The sequence below is a fragment of the Ruegeria jejuensis genome (genome assembly GCF_041537905.1).
Classification (GTDB): Bacteria; Pseudomonadota; Alphaproteobacteria; order Rhodobacterales; family Rhodobacteraceae; genus Ruegeria_C.
The window spans coordinates 60,159-83,613 of the sequence record NZ_JBGRUO010000012.1 but is presented as its reverse complement, the minus strand read 5'-3'; the positions used below and the strand labels follow the sequence as shown (position 1 = coordinate 83,613).

23 protein-coding genes are annotated in these 23,455 nt (G+C 61.6%); 14 read left to right on the top strand and 9 right to left on the bottom strand.

Annotated elements, in window-relative coordinates:
- Positions 1-31: 31 nt before the first annotated feature.
- On the bottom strand, positions 32-454 hold the full coding sequence (gene dksA / locus AB1E34_RS14860; RefSeq protein ID WP_306195672.1) for an RNA polymerase-binding protein DksA: 423 nt from the start codon (positions 452-454) through the stop codon (positions 32-34).
- Between the two features lie 432 nt (positions 455-886).
- On the opposite strand from dksA, the gene AB1E34_RS14855 reads away from it, so the two are divergent.
- From AB1E34_RS14855 to AB1E34_RS14825, 7 genes are all read left to right on the top strand, one after another.
- Positions 887-1,732 carry an AAA family ATPase gene (locus AB1E34_RS14855; RefSeq protein WP_372573123.1) on the top strand — a complete coding sequence of 282 codons (846 nt, stop codon included), beginning with the start codon at positions 887-889 and terminating at the stop codon, positions 1,730-1,732.
- 175 nt (positions 1,733-1,907) lie between these two features.
- Positions 1,908-2,354, top strand: a complete 447-nt coding sequence (locus AB1E34_RS14850) for a GNAT family N-acetyltransferase (RefSeq protein WP_372573122.1) — start codon at positions 1,908-1,910, stop codon at positions 2,352-2,354.
- Between the two features lie 32 nt (positions 2,355-2,386).
- Positions 2,387-3,724, top strand: coding sequence for a DUF2927 domain-containing protein (locus tag AB1E34_RS14845; RefSeq protein WP_372573121.1), 1,338 nt, complete (start codon positions 2,387-2,389; stop codon positions 3,722-3,724).
- 6 nt (positions 3,725-3,730) lie between these two features.
- Positions 3,731-3,898 carry an apolipoprotein acyltransferase gene (locus AB1E34_RS14840; protein WP_306193869.1) on the top strand — a complete coding sequence of 56 codons (168 nt, stop codon included), beginning with the start codon at positions 3,731-3,733 and terminating at the stop codon, positions 3,896-3,898.
- Between the two features lie 6 nt (positions 3,899-3,904).
- On the top strand, positions 3,905-5,089 hold the full coding sequence (locus AB1E34_RS14835; protein ID WP_372573120.1) for a vWA domain-containing protein: 1,185 nt from the start codon (positions 3,905-3,907) through the stop codon (positions 5,087-5,089).
- 163 nt (positions 5,090-5,252) lie between these two features.
- Entirely contained in the window at positions 5,253-5,768 is a 516-nt protein-coding gene (locus AB1E34_RS14830) for a hypothetical protein (RefSeq protein WP_372573119.1), read from the top strand.
- 101 nt (positions 5,769-5,869) lie between these two features.
- Positions 5,870-6,559, top strand: coding sequence for a M48 family metallopeptidase (locus tag AB1E34_RS14825; RefSeq protein ID WP_372573118.1), 690 nt, complete (start codon positions 5,870-5,872; stop codon positions 6,557-6,559).
- Positions 6,560-6,564: 5 nt separating this feature from the next.
- Here the strand turns inward: AB1E34_RS14825 and AB1E34_RS14820 are convergent, their stop codons facing one another.
- From AB1E34_RS14820 to glnE, 5 genes are all read right to left on the bottom strand, one after another.
- On the bottom strand, positions 6,565-7,113 hold the full coding sequence (locus AB1E34_RS14820) for an RSP_2648 family PIN domain-containing protein (RefSeq protein ID WP_372573117.1): 549 nt from the start codon (positions 7,111-7,113) through the stop codon (positions 6,565-6,567).
- Positions 7,110-8,321 carry an RSP_2647 family RNA methyltransferase gene (locus AB1E34_RS14815; protein WP_372573116.1) on the bottom strand — a complete coding sequence of 404 codons (1,212 nt, stop codon included), beginning with the start codon at positions 8,319-8,321 and terminating at the stop codon, positions 7,110-7,112. Before AB1E34_RS14815 ends, AB1E34_RS14820 begins: the two co-directional genes overlap by 4 nt.
- A gap of 38 nt (positions 8,322-8,359) precedes the next feature.
- Positions 8,360-9,115, bottom strand: coding sequence for a DUF6778 family protein (locus AB1E34_RS14810; protein ID WP_372573115.1), 756 nt, complete (start codon positions 9,113-9,115; stop codon positions 8,360-8,362).
- Positions 9,116-9,246: 131 nt separating this feature from the next.
- Positions 9,247-9,522 (bottom strand): hypothetical protein, encoded by a 276-nt coding sequence (locus AB1E34_RS14805; RefSeq protein ID WP_372573114.1) that lies wholly within the window; start codon positions 9,520-9,522, stop codon positions 9,247-9,249.
- Positions 9,506-12,304, bottom strand: coding sequence for a bifunctional [glutamate--ammonia ligase]-adenylyl-L-tyrosine phosphorylase/[glutamate--ammonia-ligase] adenylyltransferase (gene glnE, locus AB1E34_RS14800; RefSeq protein WP_372573113.1), 2,799 nt, complete (start codon positions 12,302-12,304; stop codon positions 9,506-9,508). The genes AB1E34_RS14805 and glnE overlap by 17 nt, the downstream gene beginning before the upstream one ends.
- Positions 12,305-12,451: 147 nt before the next feature.
- On the opposite strand from glnE, the gene AB1E34_RS14795 reads away from it, so the two are divergent.
- The 5 genes from AB1E34_RS14795 to AB1E34_RS14775 all read left to right on the top strand — a co-directional run bounded on the left by AB1E34_RS14795 (position 12,452) and on the right by AB1E34_RS14775 (position 16,327).
- A complete protein-coding gene (locus AB1E34_RS14795; protein ID WP_372573112.1) occupies positions 12,452-12,889 on the top strand; it encodes a DUF2852 domain-containing protein in 438 nt (145 codons plus the stop codon).
- 78 nt (positions 12,890-12,967) lie between these two features.
- Positions 12,968-13,405, top strand: a complete 438-nt coding sequence (locus AB1E34_RS14790) for an RDD family protein (protein WP_372573111.1) — start codon at positions 12,968-12,970, stop codon at positions 13,403-13,405.
- A 73-nt stretch (positions 13,406-13,478) separates the two neighbouring features.
- Positions 13,479-14,300 carry an arginyltransferase gene (locus tag AB1E34_RS14785; protein WP_372573110.1) on the top strand — a complete coding sequence of 274 codons (822 nt, stop codon included), beginning with the start codon at positions 13,479-13,481 and terminating at the stop codon, positions 14,298-14,300.
- A 4-nt stretch (positions 14,301-14,304) separates the two neighbouring features.
- Positions 14,305-14,694 carry a VOC family protein gene (locus tag AB1E34_RS14780; protein ID WP_372573109.1) on the top strand — a complete coding sequence of 130 codons (390 nt, stop codon included), beginning with the start codon at positions 14,305-14,307 and terminating at the stop codon, positions 14,692-14,694.
- A gap of 274 nt (positions 14,695-14,968) precedes the next feature.
- Entirely contained in the window at positions 14,969-16,327 is a 1,359-nt protein-coding gene (locus tag AB1E34_RS14775) for a dicarboxylate/amino acid:cation symporter (RefSeq protein WP_372573108.1), read from the top strand.
- Positions 16,328-16,378: 51 nt separating this feature from the next.
- Here AB1E34_RS14775 and AB1E34_RS14770 read toward each other — a convergent pair whose 3' ends face one another.
- From AB1E34_RS14770 to AB1E34_RS14760, 3 genes are all read right to left on the bottom strand, one after another.
- Positions 16,379-18,733 carry a TRAP transporter large permease gene (locus AB1E34_RS14770; protein ID WP_372573107.1) on the bottom strand — a complete coding sequence of 785 codons (2,355 nt, stop codon included), beginning with the start codon at positions 18,731-18,733 and terminating at the stop codon, positions 16,379-16,381.
- 17 nt (positions 18,734-18,750) lie between these two features.
- Positions 18,751-19,686: a TRAP transporter small permease subunit gene (locus tag AB1E34_RS14765; protein WP_372573106.1), complete on the bottom strand. Its 936-nt coding sequence runs from the start codon at positions 19,684-19,686 to the stop codon at positions 18,751-18,753.
- Between the two features lie 105 nt (positions 19,687-19,791).
- Complete coding sequence (locus AB1E34_RS14760; RefSeq protein WP_372573105.1) at positions 19,792-20,877, bottom strand: TRAP transporter substrate-binding protein; 1,086 nt, start codon at positions 20,875-20,877, stop codon at positions 19,792-19,794.
- A 246-nt stretch (positions 20,878-21,123) separates the two neighbouring features.
- On the opposite strand from AB1E34_RS14760, the gene AB1E34_RS14755 reads away from it, so the two are divergent.
- Positions 21,124-22,560: a cache domain-containing protein gene (locus tag AB1E34_RS14755; protein WP_372573191.1), complete on the top strand. Its 1,437-nt coding sequence runs from the start codon at positions 21,124-21,126 to the stop codon at positions 22,558-22,560.
- The gene (locus AB1E34_RS14750) at positions 22,557-23,204 is read left to right on the top strand and encodes a response regulator transcription factor (RefSeq protein WP_372573104.1); all 648 of its coding nucleotides are present in this window, start codon (positions 22,557-22,559) and stop codon (positions 23,202-23,204) included. The genes AB1E34_RS14755 and AB1E34_RS14750 overlap by 4 nt, the downstream gene beginning before the upstream one ends.
- The last annotated feature ends 251 nt before the right edge of the window (positions 23,205-23,455 follow it).

Genomic DNA, 23,455 nt, shown 5'->3' with positions numbered 1-23,455 from the left:
GGCGCTTGGTTCTTCGTCGCGTCAGGCGCGGTTAGTCGTCGCGGTGGACCCGCTCGCGGCGCTCGTGACGTTCCTGCGACTCAAGGCTCATGGTGGCGATTGGACGCGCGTCCAGACGGCGCAGCGAGATCGGATCACCGGTCACTTCGCAATACCCGTATTCGCCCTCGTCGATCCGGCGCAGGGCCGAGTCGATTTTGGCAACCAGCTTGCGCTGCCTGTCGCGGGTACGCAGTTCCAACGCGCGGTCGGTTTCTTCGCTTGCCCTGTCTGCGACATCGGGAATGTTGCGGGTGTTGTCCTGCAGCCCTTCGATCGTATCGCGGCTGCCCGCCAGCAATTCGCTTTTCCAGTTGTTCAGCTTGCGGCGGAAGTATTCGAGCTGACGCTCATTCATAAATGGTTCATCCTCCGCCGGACGGTAATCCTCCGGCAGAAACACTTCCTGTTTCATCTTGGCTCCCTCGGTGTGGCCAACTATGTCCGTCATGTCTTTTGTTCCAAGACCATTGGCGCCCCTTCTGACGCAGCGTTTATCTGACGCGCAGAAGATTGTCACTAGTCAAAGCTACCTCAACACCCCCAATTTCGCGGATCGTGTTGCAATTGAAATGCTACATTACAAAGTGTTGTTTTTCTGTGAAATTAGTCACAAACTTGGACAAACAATACAGGCTTGCCGCCAATCCCCGCGCGCGGAGAGGCGAAGCAAGCGAACCCGGTCTGCACTTGCACCGCAAAGCTGGCGACAGGCGCGCCGGATCGTGTCACGCAGCGTAGCAAACCGGCGGCGTGGCTTGCAAATCGCCCTGTGCCTCGCTAGGGCCAAGGGGCGTTTTTCTGCGCATACCCGTTCAACATTTCCCACGGTTTGGAGAGCACTGAGATGACCACACGTTTCGAGGGTACAGCCGAGTATGTCGCAACCGACGATCTGACCATTGCAGTGAATGCCGCCGTGACCCTGGAACGCCCGCTGCTGGTCAAGGGCGAGCCGGGCACCGGCAAGACCGAACTGGCGCGACAGGTGGCGGGCGCGCTCGGGCTCGACATGATCGAGTGGAACGTCAAATCCACCACACGTGCGCAGCAGGGTCTCTATGAATATGACGCGGTCAGCCGATTGCGCGACAGCCAGCTGGGCGAGGAGCGCGTGCATGACGTGGGCAACTACATCAAGAAGGGCAAGCTTTGGCAGGCCTTTGAGTCGGAACGCAAAACCGTGCTGCTGATCGACGAGATCGACAAGGCCGATATCGAGTTTCCCAACGACCTTTTGCAGGAACTCGACAAGATGGAATTCCATGTCTACGAGACCGGCGCGACCATCAAGGCACGTCAGCGCCCGATCGTGATCATCACCTCGAACAATGAAAAGGAACTGCCCGACGCCTTCCTGCGCCGCTGCTTCTTTCACTACATCCGCTTCCCGGATGAGACCACGATGCGCAAGATTGTCGAGGTGCACCACCCCGGCATCAAAGAGGCGCTGTTGACCACCGCGCTGACCCAGTTCTACGAGATTCGCGACACGGTCGGGCTGAAGAAGAAGCCGTCGACCTCCGAAGTGCTCGACTGGCTTAAGCTGCTGCTCGCCGAAGACCTGACGCCCGAAGACCTCAAGCGCGACGGCGCGAACGCCCTGCCCAAGCTGCACGGGGCGCTGTTGAAAAACGAGCAGGATGTGCATCTGTTCGAACGTCTGGCCTTCATGGCGCGCGGGCAGCGATAAAACCTGTCCAGCCGCGCGTTTGAAGAAACGAAATGTCGATATTGGCGGTAATTGTTTCCCGAGTCTTCGGTGATACTCCCGCCTTGCGCGAATCCCCCCTTGCGCCCATTGACCTCGCGTCAGATTGAGGATCAACTGGTTCAATCGTTAACTTCTGAGTGGGGGCAGAAGTAGCATGGCGTCTGTGACGACGATCCGCGCATTGCGGTCCGGCGACAGGTCGGAATGGGCTGAGCTATGGACAGCCTATCTGGACTTCTATGAAAGCTCGGTTTCGGCCGAGGTGTATGACGTCACGTTTGCGCGTCTGCTGGGGGATGACCCCGCAGATTTCTCTTGTCTGGTGGCAGAACAGGACGGGCGGTTGGTCGGGCTGACCCATTACCTGTTCCACCGCCATGCCTGGAAGATCGAAGAGGTCTGTTATCTTCAGGATCTCTACGCCCGCCCCGAGAGCCGCGGAACCGGCATCGGACGCGCCCTGATCGAGGCGGTTTATGCCGCAGCGGATGCGCGGGGATGCCCCTCGGTCTACTGGCTGACACAGGACTTTAACGAAACCGCAAGAAAGTTGTATGATCGGGTTGGCAGCGTTACGCCATTTATCAAGTACCAAAGGTAATTATGTTTAAACGTTTATTGTTCCCTTTTGTTATGGTCCTGGCCGGATGCGCCGCATCCTCGGTGCGCGATACGCCCACCCGGGCGCAGGTGTCGCCGACGCCGCTGCCGCCGATGAAATCTTTTGCCGCAACCCGACCGCATGCGCCGGTCCGCTCCAATACCAATATCGCGAATGATTTCCTGGCGTTGCATTTCGAGCTGGAAAGCGGACGCGAGCTGCCGCTCTTCACCCGGTTCGAGCAGCCGATCACCCTGCGCGTTACCGGCGCGCCGCCGGAAAGCCTGCAAAGCGATCTGTCGCAACTGCTGCAGCGATTGCGCCGCGAGGCCGGAATCAACATCCAGCAGGTTTCGGGCAGCGACGCGAATATCACCATCGAGGCGGTCAGCCGTGACCAGATTCGCCGGGCCCTGCCCCATGCGGCCTGTTTCGTGGTGCCCAATGTCTCCAGCCTGGCAGACTTCCGCCGCAAGCGCCGCAAGCCGGAAACCAACTGGGCGCTGCTGCGCGAACGTACGCAACTGGGCATTTTTATCCCCAATGATGTCAGCCCGCAGGAAGTGCGCGACTGCCTGCATGAGGAACTGGCCCAGGCCATCGGTCCGCTGAACGATCTCTACCGGCTGCCCGACTCGGTCTTTAACGACGACAATGTGCATACGGTGCTGACCGGCTTTGACATGCTGATCCTGCGCGCCAGCTATGATCCTGCGCTGCGCAACGGCATGACACGGGACGAGGTCGCCGCCGCCCTGCCCGGCATCCTCGCACGGCAGAACCCGCGCGGTGTGCGCGTGGCCGAGCGCCCGATCTCGAAAACGCCGCGCAGCTGGATCGAGGCGACCCAGACTGCCTTGGGGCCTGGCGCGACGCAATCGCAGCGCCAACGGGCCGCGACCGAGGCTACACGGATCGCGCAGCAACAAGGCTGGACCGACCACCGCCGTGCTTTCAGCCACTATATTCTGGGGCGTATGGTGCAGGCCGGTGACCCCGAAACCGCCCAGCAGCATTATCGCAGTGCGCTCTATTACCTGTCGCAAACGCCGGGCACCGATCTGCAAACCGCCTATGTGGTGACCCAGACCGCGGCCTACGCGCTGGCCAACGGGCAACCACAGGACGCCCGCCAGCAGATCCGCCCACAATTGCAAGTGGCGCAACGGGCTGAAAACGCGGCGCTGCTGTCGACCCTGATGCTGCTCGATGCCGAAGCGCTTGAGTTGCAGGGCGAAGGTGACAAGGCCGAGGATGTCAGGCTGGACAGTCTGGGTTGGGCGCGCTACGGGTTCGGCTCGGATTGGGCGGTGCGCGCCAGAATGCAAGAGGTTGCGGCGCTGAACCCCCGTCAAGGACTGGGCGGATAGAGACGCATGATCGTAATCGCAATGGCCCTGATCGGGGCCGTTATCGGCGGCAGGACCGCCAAAAAACGCAATGGCTCGAAAGCTGACGTAGCGCAATATGCGGCTGGCTACGGAATCGCCTTTGCTCTGCTTGGGCTGATCCTTACCATAGTGATCGACCGTACCCTGATCTGAGCTGACATGTTCCTGCCCTTCTTCGAAAACCTGCGCAGCGCTGGTATCCCCGTGTCCCTGCGGGAATACCTGACCTTTCTTGAGGGCATGAAGGTCGGCCTCGCCACCTATGATGTCGAGGCGTTCTATTACCTCGCCCGCGTCTCGATGGTGAAGGATGAGCGCAATATCGACAAGTTCGACCGCGCCTTTGCCACCAGTTTCGAGGGGCTGGAACAGATCAGCATGTCTCAGGTCATGGAAGCCGTGGATATCCCCGGCGACTGGCTTGAGAAGATGGCCGAAAAGCACCTGAGCGCCGAGGAAAAGGCCGAGATCGAGGCGCTTGGCGGTTTCGACAAGCTGATGGAGACGCTGAAAGAGCGCCTGAAGGAACAGCAGGGCCGCCATCAGGGTGGCAACAAATGGATCGGCACGGGCGGCACCTCGCCCTTTGGCGCCTATGGCTACAACCCTGAAGGCGTGCGCATCGGCCAGAAGGAAAGCCGCCACCAGCGCGCGGTCAAGGTCTGGGACAAGCGCGAGTTCAGAAACCTCGATGACACGGTTGAGCTGGGCACCCGCAACATCAAGGTTGCGCTGAAACGCCTGCGCCGCTGGGCCCGCGAGGGTGCAGCGGATGAGCTCGATCTGGACGGCACCATCCGCGCCACCGCCGAGCATGGCTATCTGGACGTGAAAACCCGCCCCGAACGGCACAACGCGGTCAAGGTGGTGCTGTTTCTCGATGTGGGCGGCTCGATGGACCCGCATGTGAAAGTGGTCGAGGAGTTGTTCTCCGCCGCCCGCACCGAGTTCAAGCATCTGGAATATTACTATTTCCACAACTGCCTCTACGAGGGCGTCTGGCGCGACAATTCCCGCCGCTGGACGGACCAGATCCCCACCCACGAAGTGCTGCGCACCTACGGGTCAGATTACAAATGCATCTTCGTGGGCGATGCCAGCATGTCGCCTTACGAGATCGCCTATCCCGGCGGCGCCAATGAACACTGGAATCAGGAGGCCGGACAGGTCTGGCTAGCCCGCGCCCGCGAGCAATGGCCCTCCAACCTCTGGATCAACCCGGTGCCCGAGAAATACTGGGGCTACACCCATTCCATCACCATGGTTCAGGAAATCTTCGAGAACCGCATGGTGCCGATGACACTGGCCGGGCTGGAACAGGGGATGCGGGAGTTAACCCGATAAGATACCTGAAGCTAGCATACTGAAAAATTGATATTTTACGGCGAATCCTTCTTGCTTAGCTGCAAGCGTCTTAGATTGAATGGAATCGGGTTCTTGAGAGTTGCAAATTTCTTCCAACACTAAGCGGCCAAGCACACGCCCGCCAAGGTGGGTTCGTATCTTCTTGTTTGCGATATTGCTGCTCGGATCAGCACCGACACTAGCAACCGTTGTTGGCTTTCAGTATTTGCCAACACAAGAGTGGGTTTCTCAGGTTTTTTGGGTGGCATTGCTTGCAGGTATCGCTGCAGGCGGTTTCATGCTGTGGTTAGCTCCCAAAGGCCTTGCAAAGGACGGCAATGATCCGTCGCCACTAAAGGCAATTCTCGTTGTCTCGTTTGCGCCCTTCTTGGGTTATTGGCTCGGGAGCACGATGGTAACCGCGGGTCTACCAATGATCGCAACTATTTTTACTGGCTACCCAGTTGAGGTCGAATACGATGTTGGCGATGTAGACGACGGCAACAGCAGATATTGCTCGAGGCCAATCAAAGTCGAGGGCTTGCCGTTTGCTCAAAATTCCCTTTGCGGCTTTTCTGAGGAGTTCAGACGAACGCTTTCACCCGGTTCCCAAATCGTAGTCTCAGGCAAAGGCACAAGGTTCGGGGTTTTCCCCGCTCAAGCGAAGAGAATTGAATAGCTGCCCGCTCCGTTTCATCGGACTACTTGTATCTTACCTTTGCCACTTTATCTTGCACCAACTGACTTGCTTGAAAACAAGCGGTGCCCCATATCTACCCCATGCTGAAGCTCACCCCGATCCTTCTGGCGATTGCCTATGCGCTGGTGATGTACCGCGTCTCGGTCTGGCGCACGCATCGCGAGTTGGATCAGAAATCCACCGAACTGGCCGATCCCGCGCTCAAGCGGATCACCGACCGACTGGCGGCGGCGCTCGATTTGCAGCGTATCCCGGTCTTTATCTACGAGATCGACCCGGTGAACGGGCTGGCAGCCCCCGACGGGCGCATCTTCATCACGCGCGGTTTTTACCGCAAGTTCCGCAATGGCGAGGTCAGCGCCGAGGAGATGGCCAGCGTCATCGCCCATGAACTGGGCCATGTGGCGCTGGGGCATGCGAAACGGCGGATGATCGATTTCTCGGGCCAGAACGCCCTGCGCACCGCGCTGATCATGGTACTGAACCGCTTCATCCCCTTTGTCGGCGCGATGATTGCCAATATGCTGACCAGCCTTCTGGCCTCGCATCTGTCGCGCTCGGACGAATATGAGGCCGACGAATATGCCGCCGCCCTGCTGACCAAGGCCGGGATCGGCGTGGCGCCGCAAAAGTCGCTGTTCACCAAGCTCGAAGATCTCACCCAGCAGCGTGCGGGCGTGGCCCCAGCCTGGCTAATGAGCCATCCCAAGACCCAGGACCGCATCGCCGCACTGGAAAAGCTGGAAGCGCGCTGGAAAACCGACGCCTGAGCCTTTCAGCTGATATCGGAAAGTGCCTTGGCCAGCCGCGGCAGACGCGCCTTTTTCAAGAGCGGCCGCATCTGCCACTCTCCGTCCGACAGCGCCCGCGCCCTTTCCAGAACCGTGCGGCCCACGGCCTCGATGCTGGTCGGGTCCTCCAGCCAGAACTGGTAGAGCAGCCCGTCGGGGTCGATGCGGGTCAGCCCTTCTTCGGCCAGGATGTTGCGGGGGAAATCCTTGGCGTTGAGCGTGATGATCCTATCCGCCGAGCCTGCAATCGCCGTGGCCAGCACGTGGATATCCGCCGGATCGGGCAGCCAGAGCCGCGCCTCAAGCCCCGGTGCCGGGGCGATGCGTGCCTTGGGCCATGCGGCGCTCATCAAAGCGGCCTCTGCGCGCGCCTGTGCCTCACCCTCTGGCCCCAAACGCATCGCTGCGCGCGCCCATTCCTCCAGAATGCGATCCGACCATTGTGGCGCGAAATGCCCCTGCTCCGCCGCGCCCAACAGCATCTCGCGCATGATCGTCGGAAAGATCACGCAAGTGTCGAGAACCGCCCTCACAGCCGGAAAAACAGCGCCTTGAGGTAGCCGCTTTCGGCCAGTTGCGGCATCAGGGGATGGTCCGGCCCGGCAAAGCCGGTATGTATCAGCTGCGCCTGCCGCCCGGCCCGCCCAATGCCGCGCGCCGAGGCGCTGCGGAAGCGCGACAGGTCTGCCGCGTGCGAGCAGGAGCATAGCCCCAGATAGCCGCCGGGCTTGATCAGCGGGGCCGCCAGCCGCGCCACCCGCTCATAGGCGCGCAGCCCGGCCTCAAGCGCCTGCTTGTTCGGCGCAAAGGCGGGCGGGTCGCAGATCACCACGTCAAAGCTGCGGCCCCCCTCGCCCAAGGCGGCCAGCACCTCGAAGGCGTCACCTTGGCGGGTGGAGAAACGGTCAACAAACCCCGAGGCCTCGGCCCCCTGCCCGGCCAGCGCCAGCGCTGCTGCTGATCCATCAACCGACAGCGCGTCCCCAGCACCGCCCGCCAGCATGGCCAAAGCAAAGCCGCCGACATGAGAAAACACATCCAACACCCGCGCGCCGGGTTGGACCAGCCGGGCGGCAAAGGCGTGGTTGGGGCGCTGATCGTAAAACAGCCCGGTTTTCTGCCCGCCGGTCAGGTCCGCCAGATAGGTCGCGCCGTTCATAGGCACAGGCACTGGCGCGGCGGGTTCGGTCCCGCGCAACACCGAACTGGCATCATCCAGCCCCTCAAGCACGCGGGTCCGGCCCGAGCCGTTCTTGAGCACCGTCTGCACCCCGGTCACGCAAACCAGCGCCTCGGTCAGCAGGTCAAGATGCGCTTCGGCCCAGGCGGCGTTGGGCTGGATCACGCAGGTCTCGCCGAACCGGTCGATGATCACGCCGGGGAACCCGTCCGCCTCGGCATGCACCAGCCGGTAGAACGGCGCATCGAACACGCATTCGCGCAGGGCCAACGCGCGGGTGAGGCGCGCCTCAAACCAGTTCTGATCCAGCACCGCATCAGGCGCGGCATCCAGCATGCGACAGATGATCTTGGAGGCGGGGTTGACCGAGACCAGCCCCAGCGGCGCGCGGCCCTCATCCTCCAGCACCGCCAAGGTACCGGGGGCGAGTTTCTTGGTTCGGCGGTCGGTCACCAGCTCATTGGCATAGACCCAGGGGAAGCCATGCCGGATGGCGCGGGCATTGGCCTTGGGTTTCAGGCGGACACGGGGGCGGTCGGAAAGCAAAGAGGGCGCGGTCATGGCGCCCTCTTACGTGCATCGCTGCGCGAGTGAAAGCCTCAGAGATTGTTCAGCAGTTGGAAGACGCCAAGTTTTGCGTTCTGATAGCCCTCGGGGCTGGTCAGTTCCTCGCGGATCACCTCGCTCAGATGCTCGGAAATCCGCGCCTTTTGGGTCATGCCAAGCGCTTCGGCATTGATCGCCTGCTGCCCGCCATAAGCCTCCAGATCGGCCCGGATACGGCGCTGGGGCACCACCATCGCGCCGGTTTCTGGATCCCTAAGCGTCAGGTCAAAGGTGATCGCATGCACGCCGCCGGTGGTATAGCGCGCCTTTTCGGTGATCGCATGAAAGCGCACCAGCTCGACCTCGACATCGACCTGCCCCGGCCCTTCCAGCGGGGTGACGCCACGCATCAGCGCATCCTGCATGATCTTCTGCACCTGCGCATGCCGGTCCCCGATCGGGTCCTCGCGCCAGACGATGTCGCCAAAGGGCATGTATCTGTTGCGCTCGGACACTTTCAGCGACCGAGGCACCCGCACCTGCACCGCATGAACCGACACCGGAGAAGCAATGGTTACCACCGGGTCGTCCTGTTCTTCAACGGCTGGGCGTTCGACCAATTGCCGTGCCTCCACCGCCTCGGGGGTCGAGATGACGGTGGCCGCGTCCGCGCCATCCTGTGGCAGCGCCGAGGTTTCAACCAAAGGCAACTCGTCAAGGCCGGTGTGCCGGCTAGGAATGTCGGACGTGCTGCAGGCGGCCATGCCCGCGCCAAGACCGATCAACACCACTGCTCGCATGGAATTCATTGTCCCTGCTCCTTATGCGTATTGGGGCCTCTTCACGAAACCCGGGTCACGCGGAGCATGTTGTCGACGAATTGGGGCAACTATGGGACGATTTACAACCAGAGCGGAAATTGTCGCGCAGGTGTGGCCAATCAGCCGCGCTCGCGCGAGCGCCAGCCGCCCCGGCGTCTGGGGCTCTGGGCCGCGCTCAGCCCTTGCGCCAGGACCTCTGTCATGGGGTGATCGGGGGTCTCGGCCTCAAACCTGTCATGCAGCGCGCGCAGCGCGGTATTCTGGTCGATCTCCGCAGGCAGGCTCAGCGCCCAATCCAGAAAGATGCTGCGGCATTCCGGCGGGGTGATCCCGTCGATGCGATAGGCTTCCCGTATCAACCCCTTGGGGTCCAGAGGATCATTGCCGCGTGCCATCTGCGCTTTCCCTCACCGCTGCCGAGATGATCCCGGCATTTGTTTCATACGCTGCCGCCAGCGCGGCCTGCAAAGCATCGATCCGGTCGATCCCGCTGCTGCGGCACAGGAACGCCACGCCGCCTTCGCCGATCGTGCCGCTTTCGATCGCCGCATCGGAGAGCAGCAGCCGTGCTGCCGATTGCACCGACAGAAATAGCGCGTAGCTGTCCTGCAATTGCCGCGCCTCAGCGACATTCAGCCACCCGGCAGCGACCGCGCCGTCCAGCGCCGCACCCACATCGCGTTTCGGGCTGCCGGATAGCAGCGCGCCGGTCTGTGCCACCAGTTCGATATCCAGCATCCGGCCGGGCCCGGTCTTGGCGTCCCAGATGCCCGAGGGCGACTTGGCTGCCGCCAACCGCTCGCGCATCTCCGAGACTTCGGCAAAGACCTTGCGGCGGTCCTGTGACTGACCCAGCAAGTCGCGGCGGAACGTCTCGATATCTTGGCCCAGCCCCTCATTGCCCGCCACAACCCGCGCCCGCGTCAGCGCCAGATGTTCCCAGACCCAGGCTTCGTTGCGCTGGTAATTGGTGAAGCTGGCCCAGCTGGTGGCAACTGGCCCCTGATTGCCAGAGGGGCGCAGGCGCATATCAACCTCATAAAGCCGCCCCTGCGCCATCGGCGCGGTGAGCGCGGTGATCAAGGCCTGGGTCAGGCGCGCGAAATAGGTCCGTGCTGCCAAAGGTTTGCGCCCGTCGGAAAACTCGACCTCCTCCGGGTCATAGATCAGGATCACGTCGAGGTCAGAGGCCGCGTTGAGCTGCCCCGCCCCCAACGATCCCATGCCCAGAACCGCCACGCCCCGTCCCGGCGCCGGGCCGTGTTTGATAGCGAAATTCTCCATCACCACGGGCAGCAGCGACAGGATCACCGCGTCGGCCAGATCGGCATATTGCGCCCCGGCCGTGGCCCCGTCGATCAGACCGCGCAGGTGATGCACTCCGACCCGGAAATGCCATTCCTTTTTCCAGCGCCGAACCAGATCCAGCCGCCGTTCATAATCGCCCTCATCTGCCAGTTGGGCAGAGAGGTCATCCCGCAGTGCAGCGCGTCCGGGCCAGTCGTCGAAAAAACTGCCGCCGATCACCGCGTCAAACACCGAGGAATTGCGCGACAGGTACCCGGCCAGTTCGGGCGCGGTGCCGACAATGTCGATCAGCAGGTCGATCAGATGCGGATTGGCATCGAACAGCGAAAAGAGCTGCACCCCCGCAGGCAACCCCGCCAGAAACCCGTCCAGCGCCATCAGCGCCTCTTCGGGTTTGGTGGTGCGGGCCAGACGGCTCAGCAACTCGGGGCGAAGCCGGTCGAAGATCCGCCGCGCCCTCTGCGAGCGCAAAGCCGGATAGGTGGTCCAGCGCGCCAGGATCGAGGCGTCAAAGGCGATCTCGGGCTGCGGCGCAGCGGCGGGGCTGGCATCGGGGGCAAAGAAATCCTCGGTCAAGGCATGCACCTCGGCCAGACGCTCTGCCAGATCAGCACAGAGCGCCTCGGGCGTGATGCCCATCAGGCAGGCCACACGGGCGATGCCGTCCTCGGTCTGGGGCACCTTATGGGTCTGGTTGTCATGCACCATCTGGATTCGATGCTCGACCTCGCGATGGGCGCGGTAATGCATGGTCAGCTGATCCGCGACCTCCTGCGGCACCCAGCCCTTGGCGGCGAGCGCCTGCAACCCGTCGACGGTGCCGCGCGCACGCAGATCGGCGTCGCGCCCGCCTGCAATCAGCTGCCGTGTCTGGGTAAAGAACTCGATCTCGCGAATGCCGCCGCGACCCAGTTTCATGTCATGACCCGGCACTTCCAGCGCGCCACCGGTGCCCTTGTTCTCACGGATGCGCAAACGCATGTCATGAGCGTCTTGGATGGCGGCGAAATCCAGATGCCGCCGCCAGACGAAAGGCGTGAGTGTTTTCAGAAAGCGCTGCCCGGCCTCCAGATCACCGGCACAGGGGCGTGCCTTGATATAGGCCCCGCGCTCCCATGTCCTCCCGAGGCTTTCATAATAGCGTTCCGCCGCCTCCATCGCCATGCAGACCGGCGTGACCGCCGGGTCGGGGCGCAGGCGAAGATCGGTACGAAAGACGTATCCATCAGCCGTCTTATCGCTGAGCGTGGCGCAGAGATTGCGGGTGGCCTTCACCATGCCCTGACGTGCCTCATAGAAATCGTCGGGGTCATAACGGGTTTCGTCAAACAGCACGATCAGGTCGATATCGGAGCTGTAGTTCAGCTCATGCGCGCCCATCTTGCCCATGGCCAGCACCACCATCCCGGCAGCCGCGTCGATATCATCCTCGCTCTGGCCCGGCAGCTTTCCGCGCCGGATCAGCGTGGCGATTTCGGCCTTCGCGGCGAGACCAACAGAAAGATCGGCGAAATCGGTCAACGCGGTCGTGACCTTTTCCAGCGGCCACGCCCCGCTCAGGTCTCCCAGCGCCGTCAGAAGGGCAATGCGCCGCTTGGCCTGACGCAAACCCGGCTTCAACTGATCGGGCGGCAGCGCGCGGCACTCGGCCATCACCGCCTGCATCGCTTCATCCGGTGCGCTCAATGCCCGCGGCAGCCAATCGGCCTCTTTCTCGATCAGGCCTTTGAGGTAGGGGCTGCTGCCCCCGGTCCCCGCAATCAGCTGCGCGTGATCGTCAGACAGGCCCGGAACCAGCGCGCGCGCCTCGGCGCCCAGATCGGGGTCAAAGGCCAGTGGCAGGCGGGTGATTTCAAGCGAACCGGTCATGCATGCACCTAGACCATTGTGGCGCCAGCAGGTCAACGCGGGCTGAATGTAAAAAAGTTTTACATCAACTCTTGCAATGCCGCGACCTGCCCCCATCTGGTATGATGTGAAAGCGATTTACATCCCCTCGATCTGGAGAAACCAACAATGAGCATGATGACCGAACCCGCCGTCTCCCCTTCGACCCAAGGGTGGTTTCAGCGGACCGAAGCCTGGATGGACAGCAAGGGCAAAGGCGCCTGGATCGCCGCGATGGTCCTTGGGTTCATCTTCTTCTGGCCTGTCGGCCTCGCCCTTCTTGCCTATATGATCTGGAGCAAACGTATGTTCAGCAAATCCTGCCGCCGCAGCGCCGCCTGGCCCCGTCACGGAATGCGCGCAATGACCCCCACCGGCAACAGCGCCTTTGATTCCTACAAGGCCGACACGCTGGCCCGTCTGGAACAGGAACAGCACGACTTCGAAGCCTTCCTGGAGCGTCTGCGCGAGGCCAAGGACAAGTCCGAGTTCGACCAGTTCATGGACGAACGCAGCCGCGCCAACCGTGAAACCGACGGCGAAACGGACGGCGACAGCAAGGCCTGAACGGTTTAGACTGCCCCCCGCATTGACCCTGCCCCGCCCCTATGGCGGGGTATCCCGATCTTATCAGACATGTAAGCCATGACCCACCTGCCCAACCCTGACTATCAGCCCGAATTCTATGCCTCGGTCCCCGCGAAGCGTTTTTTTGCCTGGGTGTTCGACAGCCTGCTGATCGTCCTGATCAGCCTGATCGCCATTCCCTTCACCGCCTTTATCGGGCTGTTCTTTTTCCCGGTGCTTTACCTGGTGATCGGCTTCATCTACCGCACCGCCACCATCGCCTCGGGCTCGTCCACCTGGGGCATGCGCTTTGTCGGAGTTGAGCTGCGCGACAATGACGGCACCCGGCTAGACGCCGGACAGGCGCTGGCCCATACGGCGGGCTATACGATCTCGATGGCGTTTCCGATCCTGCAGGTGATCTCGATCATCATGATGCTGACCGGCGCACGTGGACAAGGGTTGAGCGATACCGTGCTTGGCACGGTTGCCATCAATCGTCGCGCGATTGCCTGAGGGCGCAATCCCTTCTTGGCGGGTCCCGAATCGGTTGCTATCATCCCGACAAGCCATTGTTTAGGGACCATTCATGCGCCATACGCTGCCGATAGCGCCTCAGTTCTACGTGACCGCCCCGCAACCCTGCCCGTATCTCGACGGGCGGATGGAGCGCAAGCTGTTCACCGCGCTGCAGGGCGAAGGGGCGGACAGCCTGAACAACGCGCTGTCGCAGCAGGGGTTCCGACGATCGCAGAACGTGCTCTACCGGCCGTCCTGTTCCGATTGCGCCGCCTGTCTTTCCGCCCGGATCGATGTGCGCGAATTCGAGGCCAACAAGGGGCAGAAACGCACCCTGCGCCGCAACCGCAGGCTGGAGCGGCGGGCGACCTCGCCCTGGGCCACCGATGAACAATATGAGCTGTTCCGCACCTATCTCGACGCCCGCCATGCCGATGGCGGAATGGCCGACATGGATGTGTTCGAATTTGCCGCGATGATCGAGGAAACCCCGATCCGCAGCCGGGTGATCGAATATGTCGACAAGACCAGCGGTGATCTGACGTCGGTCAGCCTGACCGACGTGTTGGAGGATGGGCTGAGTATGGTCTATTCCTTCTACGACCCGGACCAGCATCAGAACTCGCTGGGCACCTATATGATCCTCGACCATATCAAGATCGCGCGCGAGGCGGGTCTGCCTTATGTCTATCTGGGCTATTGGGTGCCCGGCAGCCCCAAGATGGGCTACAAGGCGCGGTTTTCCGGGCTTGAGGTCTATCATCGCGGGGCCTGGCAGAAAATGCGCGACCCCAAGACTTATGAGGCCGATACCCACCCGCTCTCGACCGACCCGATTGCCGAGCAGGTCGCCAATATCAGCCTGCCCGACCGCTGGCCGACCCGTAAGTAACCAGATGACCCAACAGCTTTTTGCGACCACCCTTGTGGTGCCCGACTATGATGGCGCAATCGCATTTTATGTCGGCACGCTGGGCTTTACCCTCGATCAGGATGTGGATCTGGGCGGCGGCAAGCGCTGGGTGCGGGTGACGCCGCCGGGCGGGACTGCCGGGTCGCTGCTGCTTGCCAAGGCGGATGGGCCCGATCAGCAGGCCGCCATCGGCAACCAGACCGGCGGGCGCGTGGGCTTTTTCCTGAGCAGTGATGACTTCGCCCGCGACCATGCGACGATGATCGCCGCCGGGGTGCTGTTCGAGGAAGACCCGCGCCACGAACCCTATGGAATTGTCGCGGTCTGGCGTGATCCCTTCGGGAACCGCTGGGATCTAATTGAGTTTAAGTAGCACCTCTAATACACTGAAAATATATCGTTAACCTGCGCAGCAGAATTCCGATATGTGGCACCACCACCCCCATTAACGCAATTTAATGAAGAAACGCTCGTTGCCCGGTTTCGGGCGCTTGAAAGGTGACGCCGCGTCACCAAGTATGTGAGACTCTTGCGACGCCTATCACACATCTGAAGCTTTCTCGCCAGCCTCGAAGACCGAGCGCTGGCCCTGTCACTGCGGCTATATGCAGCCGCCGGTTTGCTACGGTTTTTGGAGGGTAAAGACCATGGTATACGCTACGCACCGACTGCTGTCGGCCACTCTGACAACACAGATCATGATCGCGCTGGCCTTGGGCGCGGCTCTTGGACTGGGTCTGAACTATCTCGCCATCCCTGCCCTGCAGGACGGATTGGTCAATGGGCTGTTTGCCATGATCGGCCAGATGTTCCTGAACGCGCTGCAAATGCTTGTTGTACCGCTGGTGGTGTTCTCGCTGCTCTGCGGGGTGGTGGGCATTGGCGACATCAAGATACTGGGTCGCGTCGGCGGGCTGACCTTTGTCACCTATCTGGCGACCACGGCGCTGGCTGTGACCACAGCGCTGATCTTTGCCAGCCTCATCGGGCCGGGCACGGGTTTCGAGAGCGTGCATCTGCCCGGTGGCGGCGTGGATGTTGCCGCGCAGCTGAGCACCTGGGACATTCTGGCCAACATCATTCCCAAAAACCCGATCAACGCGCTGGCCAATGGTGAGATGCTGCAGATCATCTTCTATGTGATGGTTGTGGGCATCGCGGTTCTGATGCTCGGCACCAAGGCCAAAAAGTTTGTCGAGGGCTGCGAATTCATGAATGAACTGGCGATGAAAATCGTCCAGATCGTGATGGCCTTCGCCCCGATCGGCGTGTTCTGCCTGATCGCCAGAACCTTTGCGCTGGAAGGGTTCAGCCTGTTCGCGCCCGTGATCGGCTATCTCACCACCATCAGCCTGACGCTGGTCTTCCATTTCGGCGTCACGCTGATGGTCCTGCTTTATGTCTGCACCGGGCTCAGCCCGCTGGCGTTCCTGAAGAAAATGCGCTCGGCACAGGTCTTTGCCTTCTCGACGTCAAGCTCGAACGCCACGATCCCTGCCAGCATGCAATGTGTGACGCAGCGGATCGGCGTGGATCGCTCGGTGGCGTCCTTCGGCATCCCGCTGGGGGCAACGATCAACATGGACGGCACCGCGATCATGCACGGCGTTGCAACGGTGTTCCTGGCCAATGCCTATGGCATGGATCTGGGGCTGGGCGGCTATATGACCGTGATCTCGATCTCGGTTCTGGCCTCGATCGGCACCGCCGGGGTTCCGGGTGTGGGCATCGTGATGCTGGCCATGGTTCTGAACCAGCTCGGCATGCCGCTGGAAGGGATCGCCATCATCCTTGCCGTGGACCGGATCGTCGACATGATGCGCACCGTTGTGAACATCACCGGCGACGCGGTTGTGACCACGATCGTCGGGCAGCGGGTCGGCAAGCTGGACCGCGCCGTGTTCAACGACCCTCATGCGGGCACGTTCGACCCTTCGGGACTGGAAATCGATCCCGACGCAGAGCGCGCCTTTGAGAGCATCACGCATAAACAAGGCACCGCCTGATCAAAAAAAGGAGGCCGGTTACGGCCTCCTTTTGCGTCTCCGGCAAGCGGATCAGTTCGGGATCAGATCCGGCACGATCGTCACGATGGCCGGGAAGAACCACAGGATCGCGATCCCTACCACCTGGATGATCACGAAGGGGATGATCCCGCGATAGATATGGCCCGTCGTCACCTCTTTTGGCGCCACCCCACGCAGGTAGAACAGCGCAAAGCCGAAGGGCGGCGTCAGGAACGAGGTCTGCAGGTTCACCGCCACCATGATCGTCACCCATTTCGGGTCAAACGACCCGCCATAGATCACCGGCCCCACGATGGGGATCACGATGTAGATGATCTCAAGGAAATCCAGCACGAAACCCAGCACGAAGAGCACCAGCATCACGATCAGGAAGACCGTGAATTCATTGTCAAAGCTCTTGAGGAATTGCTGGATATAGTGCTCTCCGCCAAAGGAGATCACCACCAGGTTCAGTAGCTGCGAGCCGATCAGGATGGTGAACACCATCGAGGTGACCTTGGCCGTCTCGCGCACCACCGGGGTCAGAACGCCGCCCGCAAACAGCACCCAGCACCCGAAAAGCAGCCCGAACAGAGCATAGAGATAGGCGGCATAGGCCAGGAAGAACGCGATCCAGCTTTCGACGCTGACGCTGCTCTGGTTGATGCGCAGGTCGAAATTCACGCCGATCAGAACGCAAATGATGATGGCGAAGGTCGACCAGATGATCACCATGCCTGACCGGCCCTCATCCTGCAGCCTGCGATAAGCCGCCAGCATGATGGCCCCGCCCGCCCCCAGCGCCGCGGCAGGTGTCGGGTTGGTGATGCCGCCCAGAATGGACCCCAGCACCGCTACGATCAGAACCAGCGGCGGGAAGACCACCCGGATCAGCTCGTTGCGCGCCGCACGGATCGCAGCCGCGCGACAGCCATAAAGCGCCACCAGCAGCGGCACGGCCATGATCAACACCGTCGCCCCCGCAGAGGTGACCGGCGTAATGAACAGCACATCCACCAGAACGATCAGCAGCACCCCGATGGCTCCGGCGATCAGCGGTCTGACATCGCGCGAGGGTGCGACGCCCCGGCCCAGCATCAGGGTCAGGCCCAGCAGCACGATGATGACCGCCATGCCGCTTCCGATCGGTGCCGCCGCGTCGATCTTGGCCTGTTGGGCTGCCGCGAACTCTTCTTCGCTCAAACGCTGGCTTTCGGCGACACCGCCGGCTTCGTTGATGGCGGTCTGTTCGGCCACCGCCGTGTCCCAGGCCTGCTGCCCATGCAATTCGATCATCGAGGCCTGGCATTGCTCCGAGACATTGGTGCGCAGGCTGGCGCCCTCGCCGATATCCGAGAAAGCCGAGACCGTCGTGCTCTGCGATCCGATGATACCCGCGCTGGACAGCAGGATCACACCGGCAATCAGCGCCAGGGGCGCGCCCAGGAACCAGGTCAGCCCCTCGCCCCGGGTGATCGGCTCGTTGCCGGCATCCCCCATCGGTACCGCCGGCGCCTTGTCGGGGTTCAGCATGGCATAGCCAAACGCATAGAGCGCATAGAGCAGCGCCAGCATGATGCCCGGCAGCAAGGCCGCCTGGAACAGCGTGCCGACCGAAACCACCGCAGGCTCGCCAAGATAGGTCAGCGCATCGGTGCAGCCCGCCGCCACCGCACGGCTTTCCTGCGCGGCGGAATAGAGGTCGCCCGCAAGCGTGCCCAGCAGAACGATCACAATTGAGGGCGGGATGATCTGCCCCAACGTGCCCGAGGCCGCGATCACGCCGGTCGCAAGTTCCGGCGAATAGTTGTTTCGCAGCATGGTCGGCAGCGCCAGCAGACCCATGGTCACCACGGTCGCGCCGACAATGCCGGTCGAGGCGGCCAGAAAGGCACCCACGACCACAATCGACACGGCCAGACCGCCGGGCAGCGGGCCAAAGACCCGCGCCATGGTGGTCAGCAGATCATTGGCGATCTTCGAGCGTTCCAGCGTGATGCCCATCAGCACGAACATCAGCACCGCCAGCAGGGTCTCGATGGATTGCCCGGCCAGCACACGCTCGTTGATGCGGTTGACGATAAAGGACACGTTGCGGTCCAGCGCGGTTTCCCAGCCATTCACAAAGACCGGTTCGTCAATGCGAGGTAGGTCCGGAAACCGGAAGACCGACACAGTATCGGGATGCACCCCGGAACTGATCAGGTCGCGATATAGCACCGACGAGGTGTCGATCGCCTGATGGATCAGCAACCCGGCACTGTCCAGCGCGGCGATGATCCCGAACGAGATGATACCGGCCCCGCCGATGGCAAAAGCCACCGGAAAGCCCGACAGGATACTGCCAAAGAGGCAGAAAAACACGATGATCAGGCCGATTTCGACGCCATCAAGACCGAATAGCATGGTTCAGATTCTCACTCTTAATGGACGCCTTCAAAGGCTTCTTCGCCCTCACCAAGGGTATCCTTGTCGAGGTATTTGTTCTCGCTGTCCTGCCCTTCGACGAATTCCAGCCAGGAGCGGTAGAAGAAAGCGACGGCCTGGATAAAGACCAGCCCGGCAAAGGCCACCAGCAGGATCTTGAACAGGAAATAGGCCGAGAAACCGCTGGGGCTGAAGCCGATGGTCTCGACGTTCCAACGCAGCGCGCGCGACTTCGCCAGCAAGCGCTCCAGCGTGTCGCTGGCCGAGGGTTTCGGCACGATCAAGTGTCGCCACAGGAAGTACCAGCCATACATCCAGGTCAGCACCGCCATCGGCACCATGAAGAACAGCGATCCGAACATGTCGATCACCTTCTTGGTGCGGAAGCGGACCGCCGAATAGATCAGATCGACCCGCACATGCCCGCCCTGCACAAAGGTGTAGGTCACGCAGAGCGCCACAATCAGCGCGTTGTAGAGTTTCAGCTGTTCGGCATACCAACTGATGTCAAACTGCATCGGAATACCGAAACCCACAATGATATCCGGGCGGGTGAAAATCCGCTGCATGAATACGATGATGATCTGCTGCAACACCATCAGCAACCCGGCCCAGGCAAAGAAGCGCCCCACCGTGTTGGCAAAGCCTTCCATCACCCGCACGCAACCCCACATGAAGGGACGGTGCCAGATGCCGATCGCAGTCATCACCAGAACCAGCGCGGTGACGGCAAAGAAGAACTCGACCGAGCCGCCGTAGTAGACAAAGCGCATCACCGCCTCTTTGTCCGACCAGTTCAGCCAGAGCATCGGGTGCGTGATTGCATAACCTATGTTGTAAAAGGCCTCGGCCAGGTTTTGCAGCACCCAGAGCACACCGTTTCCGATTGCGGAAAATGCCGACCCGAGACTTGCGGATTTGACGTCCTGCATGTTGTCCCCCGATACGTCCGTTGCCGGATAGCTTGCCCCGGCAACGTCGTTGGATCAAAAGGAAAAGCCCCGTCCTGCGGGGCTTTTCCCGAATGTGGCTGCGACTCAGCCGCCCAGAACGCGCACGCGCTGTTCGACATAAAAGGCGTCGGACTTGCTGAGCCAGCCCGAGGATTCAGCCATCGAGGTTTCATAGCTGGACCGGATTTTCGCGAACAACTCGTCATCCATGTACTCGTCCAGCACCTCTTTGGAGGCCGAACCGAAGCCGTCCCAGACATCATCGGGGAATTGCAGCGTTTTGACGCCCTGCGCCTGCAGGCGCGACAGCGCCGCACCGTTACCGGCCAGCGTCTGCGCCAGCTGCCAGTAGGTCGTGGCATAAGACGATTGTGTCAGGATCGAACGCTGCTGATCGGTCAGGTCGTTCCAGACATCCAGATTGACCGACGCGGCAAGCGCCGAGCCCGGCTCATGGAAACCGGCGGTGTAATAGACCTTGGCAACCTCTTGGAAACCGGCGCGTTCATCGGCCAGCGGGCCAACCCATTCCAGACCATCCAGCGCACCCGAGGACAGCGCCTGATACAGCTCGCCGCCGGGGATGTTCTGCACCGATGCGCCCAGCTTGGTCAGCACCTGGCCACCCAGGCCCGGCATCCGGAATTTCAGACCCTTAAAATCGTCGACGCTGTTGATCTCCTTGCGGAACCAGCCACCCGATTGCGACCCCGAGTTGCCCGCGATCAGGCCCTTGAGGTTAAAGATCGACCCCAGTTCGTCATGCAGCTCCTGACCGCCGCCATGCAGGTACCAGTTGGTGACCTCCTGCGCGGTACCGCCGAAGGGAACCGAGGTGAAATAGGCATAGCCCGGATGCTGACCGACGAAATAGTAATCCGCCGAGTGGTACATGTCGGCCTGACCCGAAGACACCGCGTCAAACACTTCCAACGCGCCCACCAGTTCGCCCGGTGCTTTCTTTTCAATGGTCAACTGGCCATCCGACAGCTCGGATACGGTCTTTTCCATATAGCTGGCAGCATCGTCCAGCACGGCAAAGCCACGCGGCCACGAAGTGACCATGGTCAGTGTGCGCTTGCCCTGTGCATAGGCTGGTGCGGCCAGCGACGTGGCAGCGGCAGCAGCGCCACCAGCGGTCGATGCCTTCAGAAATGAACGGCGATCCATTACGTTATTCCTCCCAAACGAGTTTTTGTCTGCCCGCGCGGGCAGAATGTTTCAGTGGCGCCACAGTAACCAAGACGTGAGGCAAGGAAATACCCATGACTGCGTAGATAGCCGGTATTGCCGCCAAAAATCCCGCGGTGATGGCAGGCAATCAGGGGCTTGCGATGCCAGAGGCCCGTCGGCATCCGGGTGATGCGCGAATCATGGCCTTTGCATCCGGGCTGATTCTTGCCTATCGATTCGGTCATGCAATGGCTGCGCGCGCTCTTTCGTCCCAACTATGCCCAGAAACTGTCTCTGCTGGCAACGCTGCCGCTGATCGCGGCAGTGGCGGCGATCGCGCTTCTGGTGTCCTATCAGTCGCGCAGGCTGGCCGAACGCGAAATCGCGCAGCTGGAACATCAGCTGATCGAGGCCAAGAAGGCCGAACTGCGCAACTACGTCACCCAGGCGCGCAACGGGTTCTACTTCATCTACGGCTCGGCCGCGCCCGACGATCAGGTCGCCAAGGATCAGGTCGCGCAAATCCTGTCGGCCATGATCTATGGCGATGAGGGGTTCTTCTTTGTCTATGACTATGACGGCAACAACCTGGTCAGCCCGCGCCAGACCGACATGATCAACCGCAACTGGATCGGCCTGTCCGACAGCGAAGACACGCCCGTGGTGGACGAGTTGATCCGCATCGCCCGGCAGGGCGCGGGTTATCACACCTATCTGTGGCCCAAACCCTCGACCGGCGAGGAGGCGCGCATGATCACCTATGTCACCTCGTTTCCCAGCTGGCGCTGGGCCGTGGGCACCGGCGTGTTCATCGACGATGTTCTGGCCTCGGTCGCCGCCGCCCGCGCCCAGGTCGAGAACCGTGCCCGATGGACCTTCTACTATATTGGCGGCATCGCCCTGATCGCGCTGCTTGTGGTGTTCCTCAGCGGCATGGTCATCAACATCCGCGAGCGCAGGCTGGCGGATGCCAAGCTCAAGGAGCTGACCCAGCGGGTCTTTGACGCGCAGGAGGAAGAGCGCGGTCGCGTGGCGCGCGAGTTGCACGACGGGATCAGCCAGATTCTTGTCGGCGTGCGCTATGCGCTGGACAATGCAAGGCGGCGGCTGATGCGCGGCGATAGCGACGGCGCGGCGACCCCGCTGGAAAAGGGCCTCGACAATCTGGGCACTGCGATCACCGAAGTGCGCCGGATCAGCCGCGACCTGCGCCCCGGCGTGCTGGATGATCTGGGCCTTGGCCCGGCGCTCAAGGCGCTGACGGATGATTTCAGCGAACGCACCGGGATCGAGACCGGGTTTTCAACCGTGGTCTTCCGCAACCGGCTGGATCAGGACAGCAAGATTGCGCTCTACCGGATTGCGCAGGAGGCGCTGACCAATATCGAGCGTCACGCGGATGCCACCAAGGTCAGCATCGATCTGCGCGGCCACAAGAAAGGGGCCACCATGCGGATCACGGATAACGGCAAGGGCCTGCCCGCCGATACCGCCAGCCCGGGTGCCGGGCTGGGCCTGCGCAACATGCAGGAACGGATCGAACAGCTTGACGGCACCTTGCGCATCCTGTCATCACGCGGCCCAGGCAGCGGCACCGTGATCGAGATCGATCTGCCGCTGAGCCACCTGCTGCCGCCCGAAGAAGAAGGCGCACCGAAGCGAAGAAGTGTAAATACATGAGCGATACGCCCATCCGCGTCCTGATCGTTGACGATCACCCGATGGTTGCCGAAGGCATCCAGTCCATTCTGGAAAGCTATGACGATATCGCCGTGGTCGGCACGTTGAACAACGGTCAGGAAGCGGTGGATCAGGCGCTGGCGCTGCAACCGGATGTGATCCTGATGGATCTGAACATGCCCGGCGTCGGCGGGCTGAGCGCCACCGAGATCCTGCTGGAGCGCGCACCCGGCATGCGCATCCTGATCCTGTCGATGCATGACAGTTCCGAATACATCTCCTCGGCGCTCAGCCACGGCGCAATGGGGTATGTGCTGAAAGACGTGCCCACGGACGAGATCAAGCAGGCCATCGACGCGGTGATGCGCGGCGAGCGCTATCTCTGCACCGGCGCCAGCGGCTCGCTGGAGCCCAAGGATGGTGAGACCCGCGAGGCACTCACGGGGCGCGAACAGACGATCCTGCTGCAATTGGCGCAGGGCAAGTCCAACAAGGAAGTCGCCATCGCGCTCGATATCTCGGTCCGCACGGTCGAAACCCACCGCAAGAACATCAAGCGCAAGCTGGGGATTTCATCGACTGCAGGCCTGACCCGCTACGCGCTGGAACATGGGGTTTTGCAGGGGACGGGCGGGAGGTTTTGAGGCCATCTTTGCGCCGGAGGCAGTGTTCGCTTTACCTCTCATGCCGCTGACCAGGGTTTCTCCCTATTTCAAGGCAACTCAATCGACTAGAACCGGGACTTATTGTTCAATCCGTAGACGGGAATGCGCGGAATCAAGGCCGAAGGCCGCCGTGCATCGCCGGGCCGCCCCCTGGCACGGCGATTTGGCTGACCGCTCACGCAACATCAACGTTCTGTGCATTGGTCGGCATAAACTGCCCGATACCGATG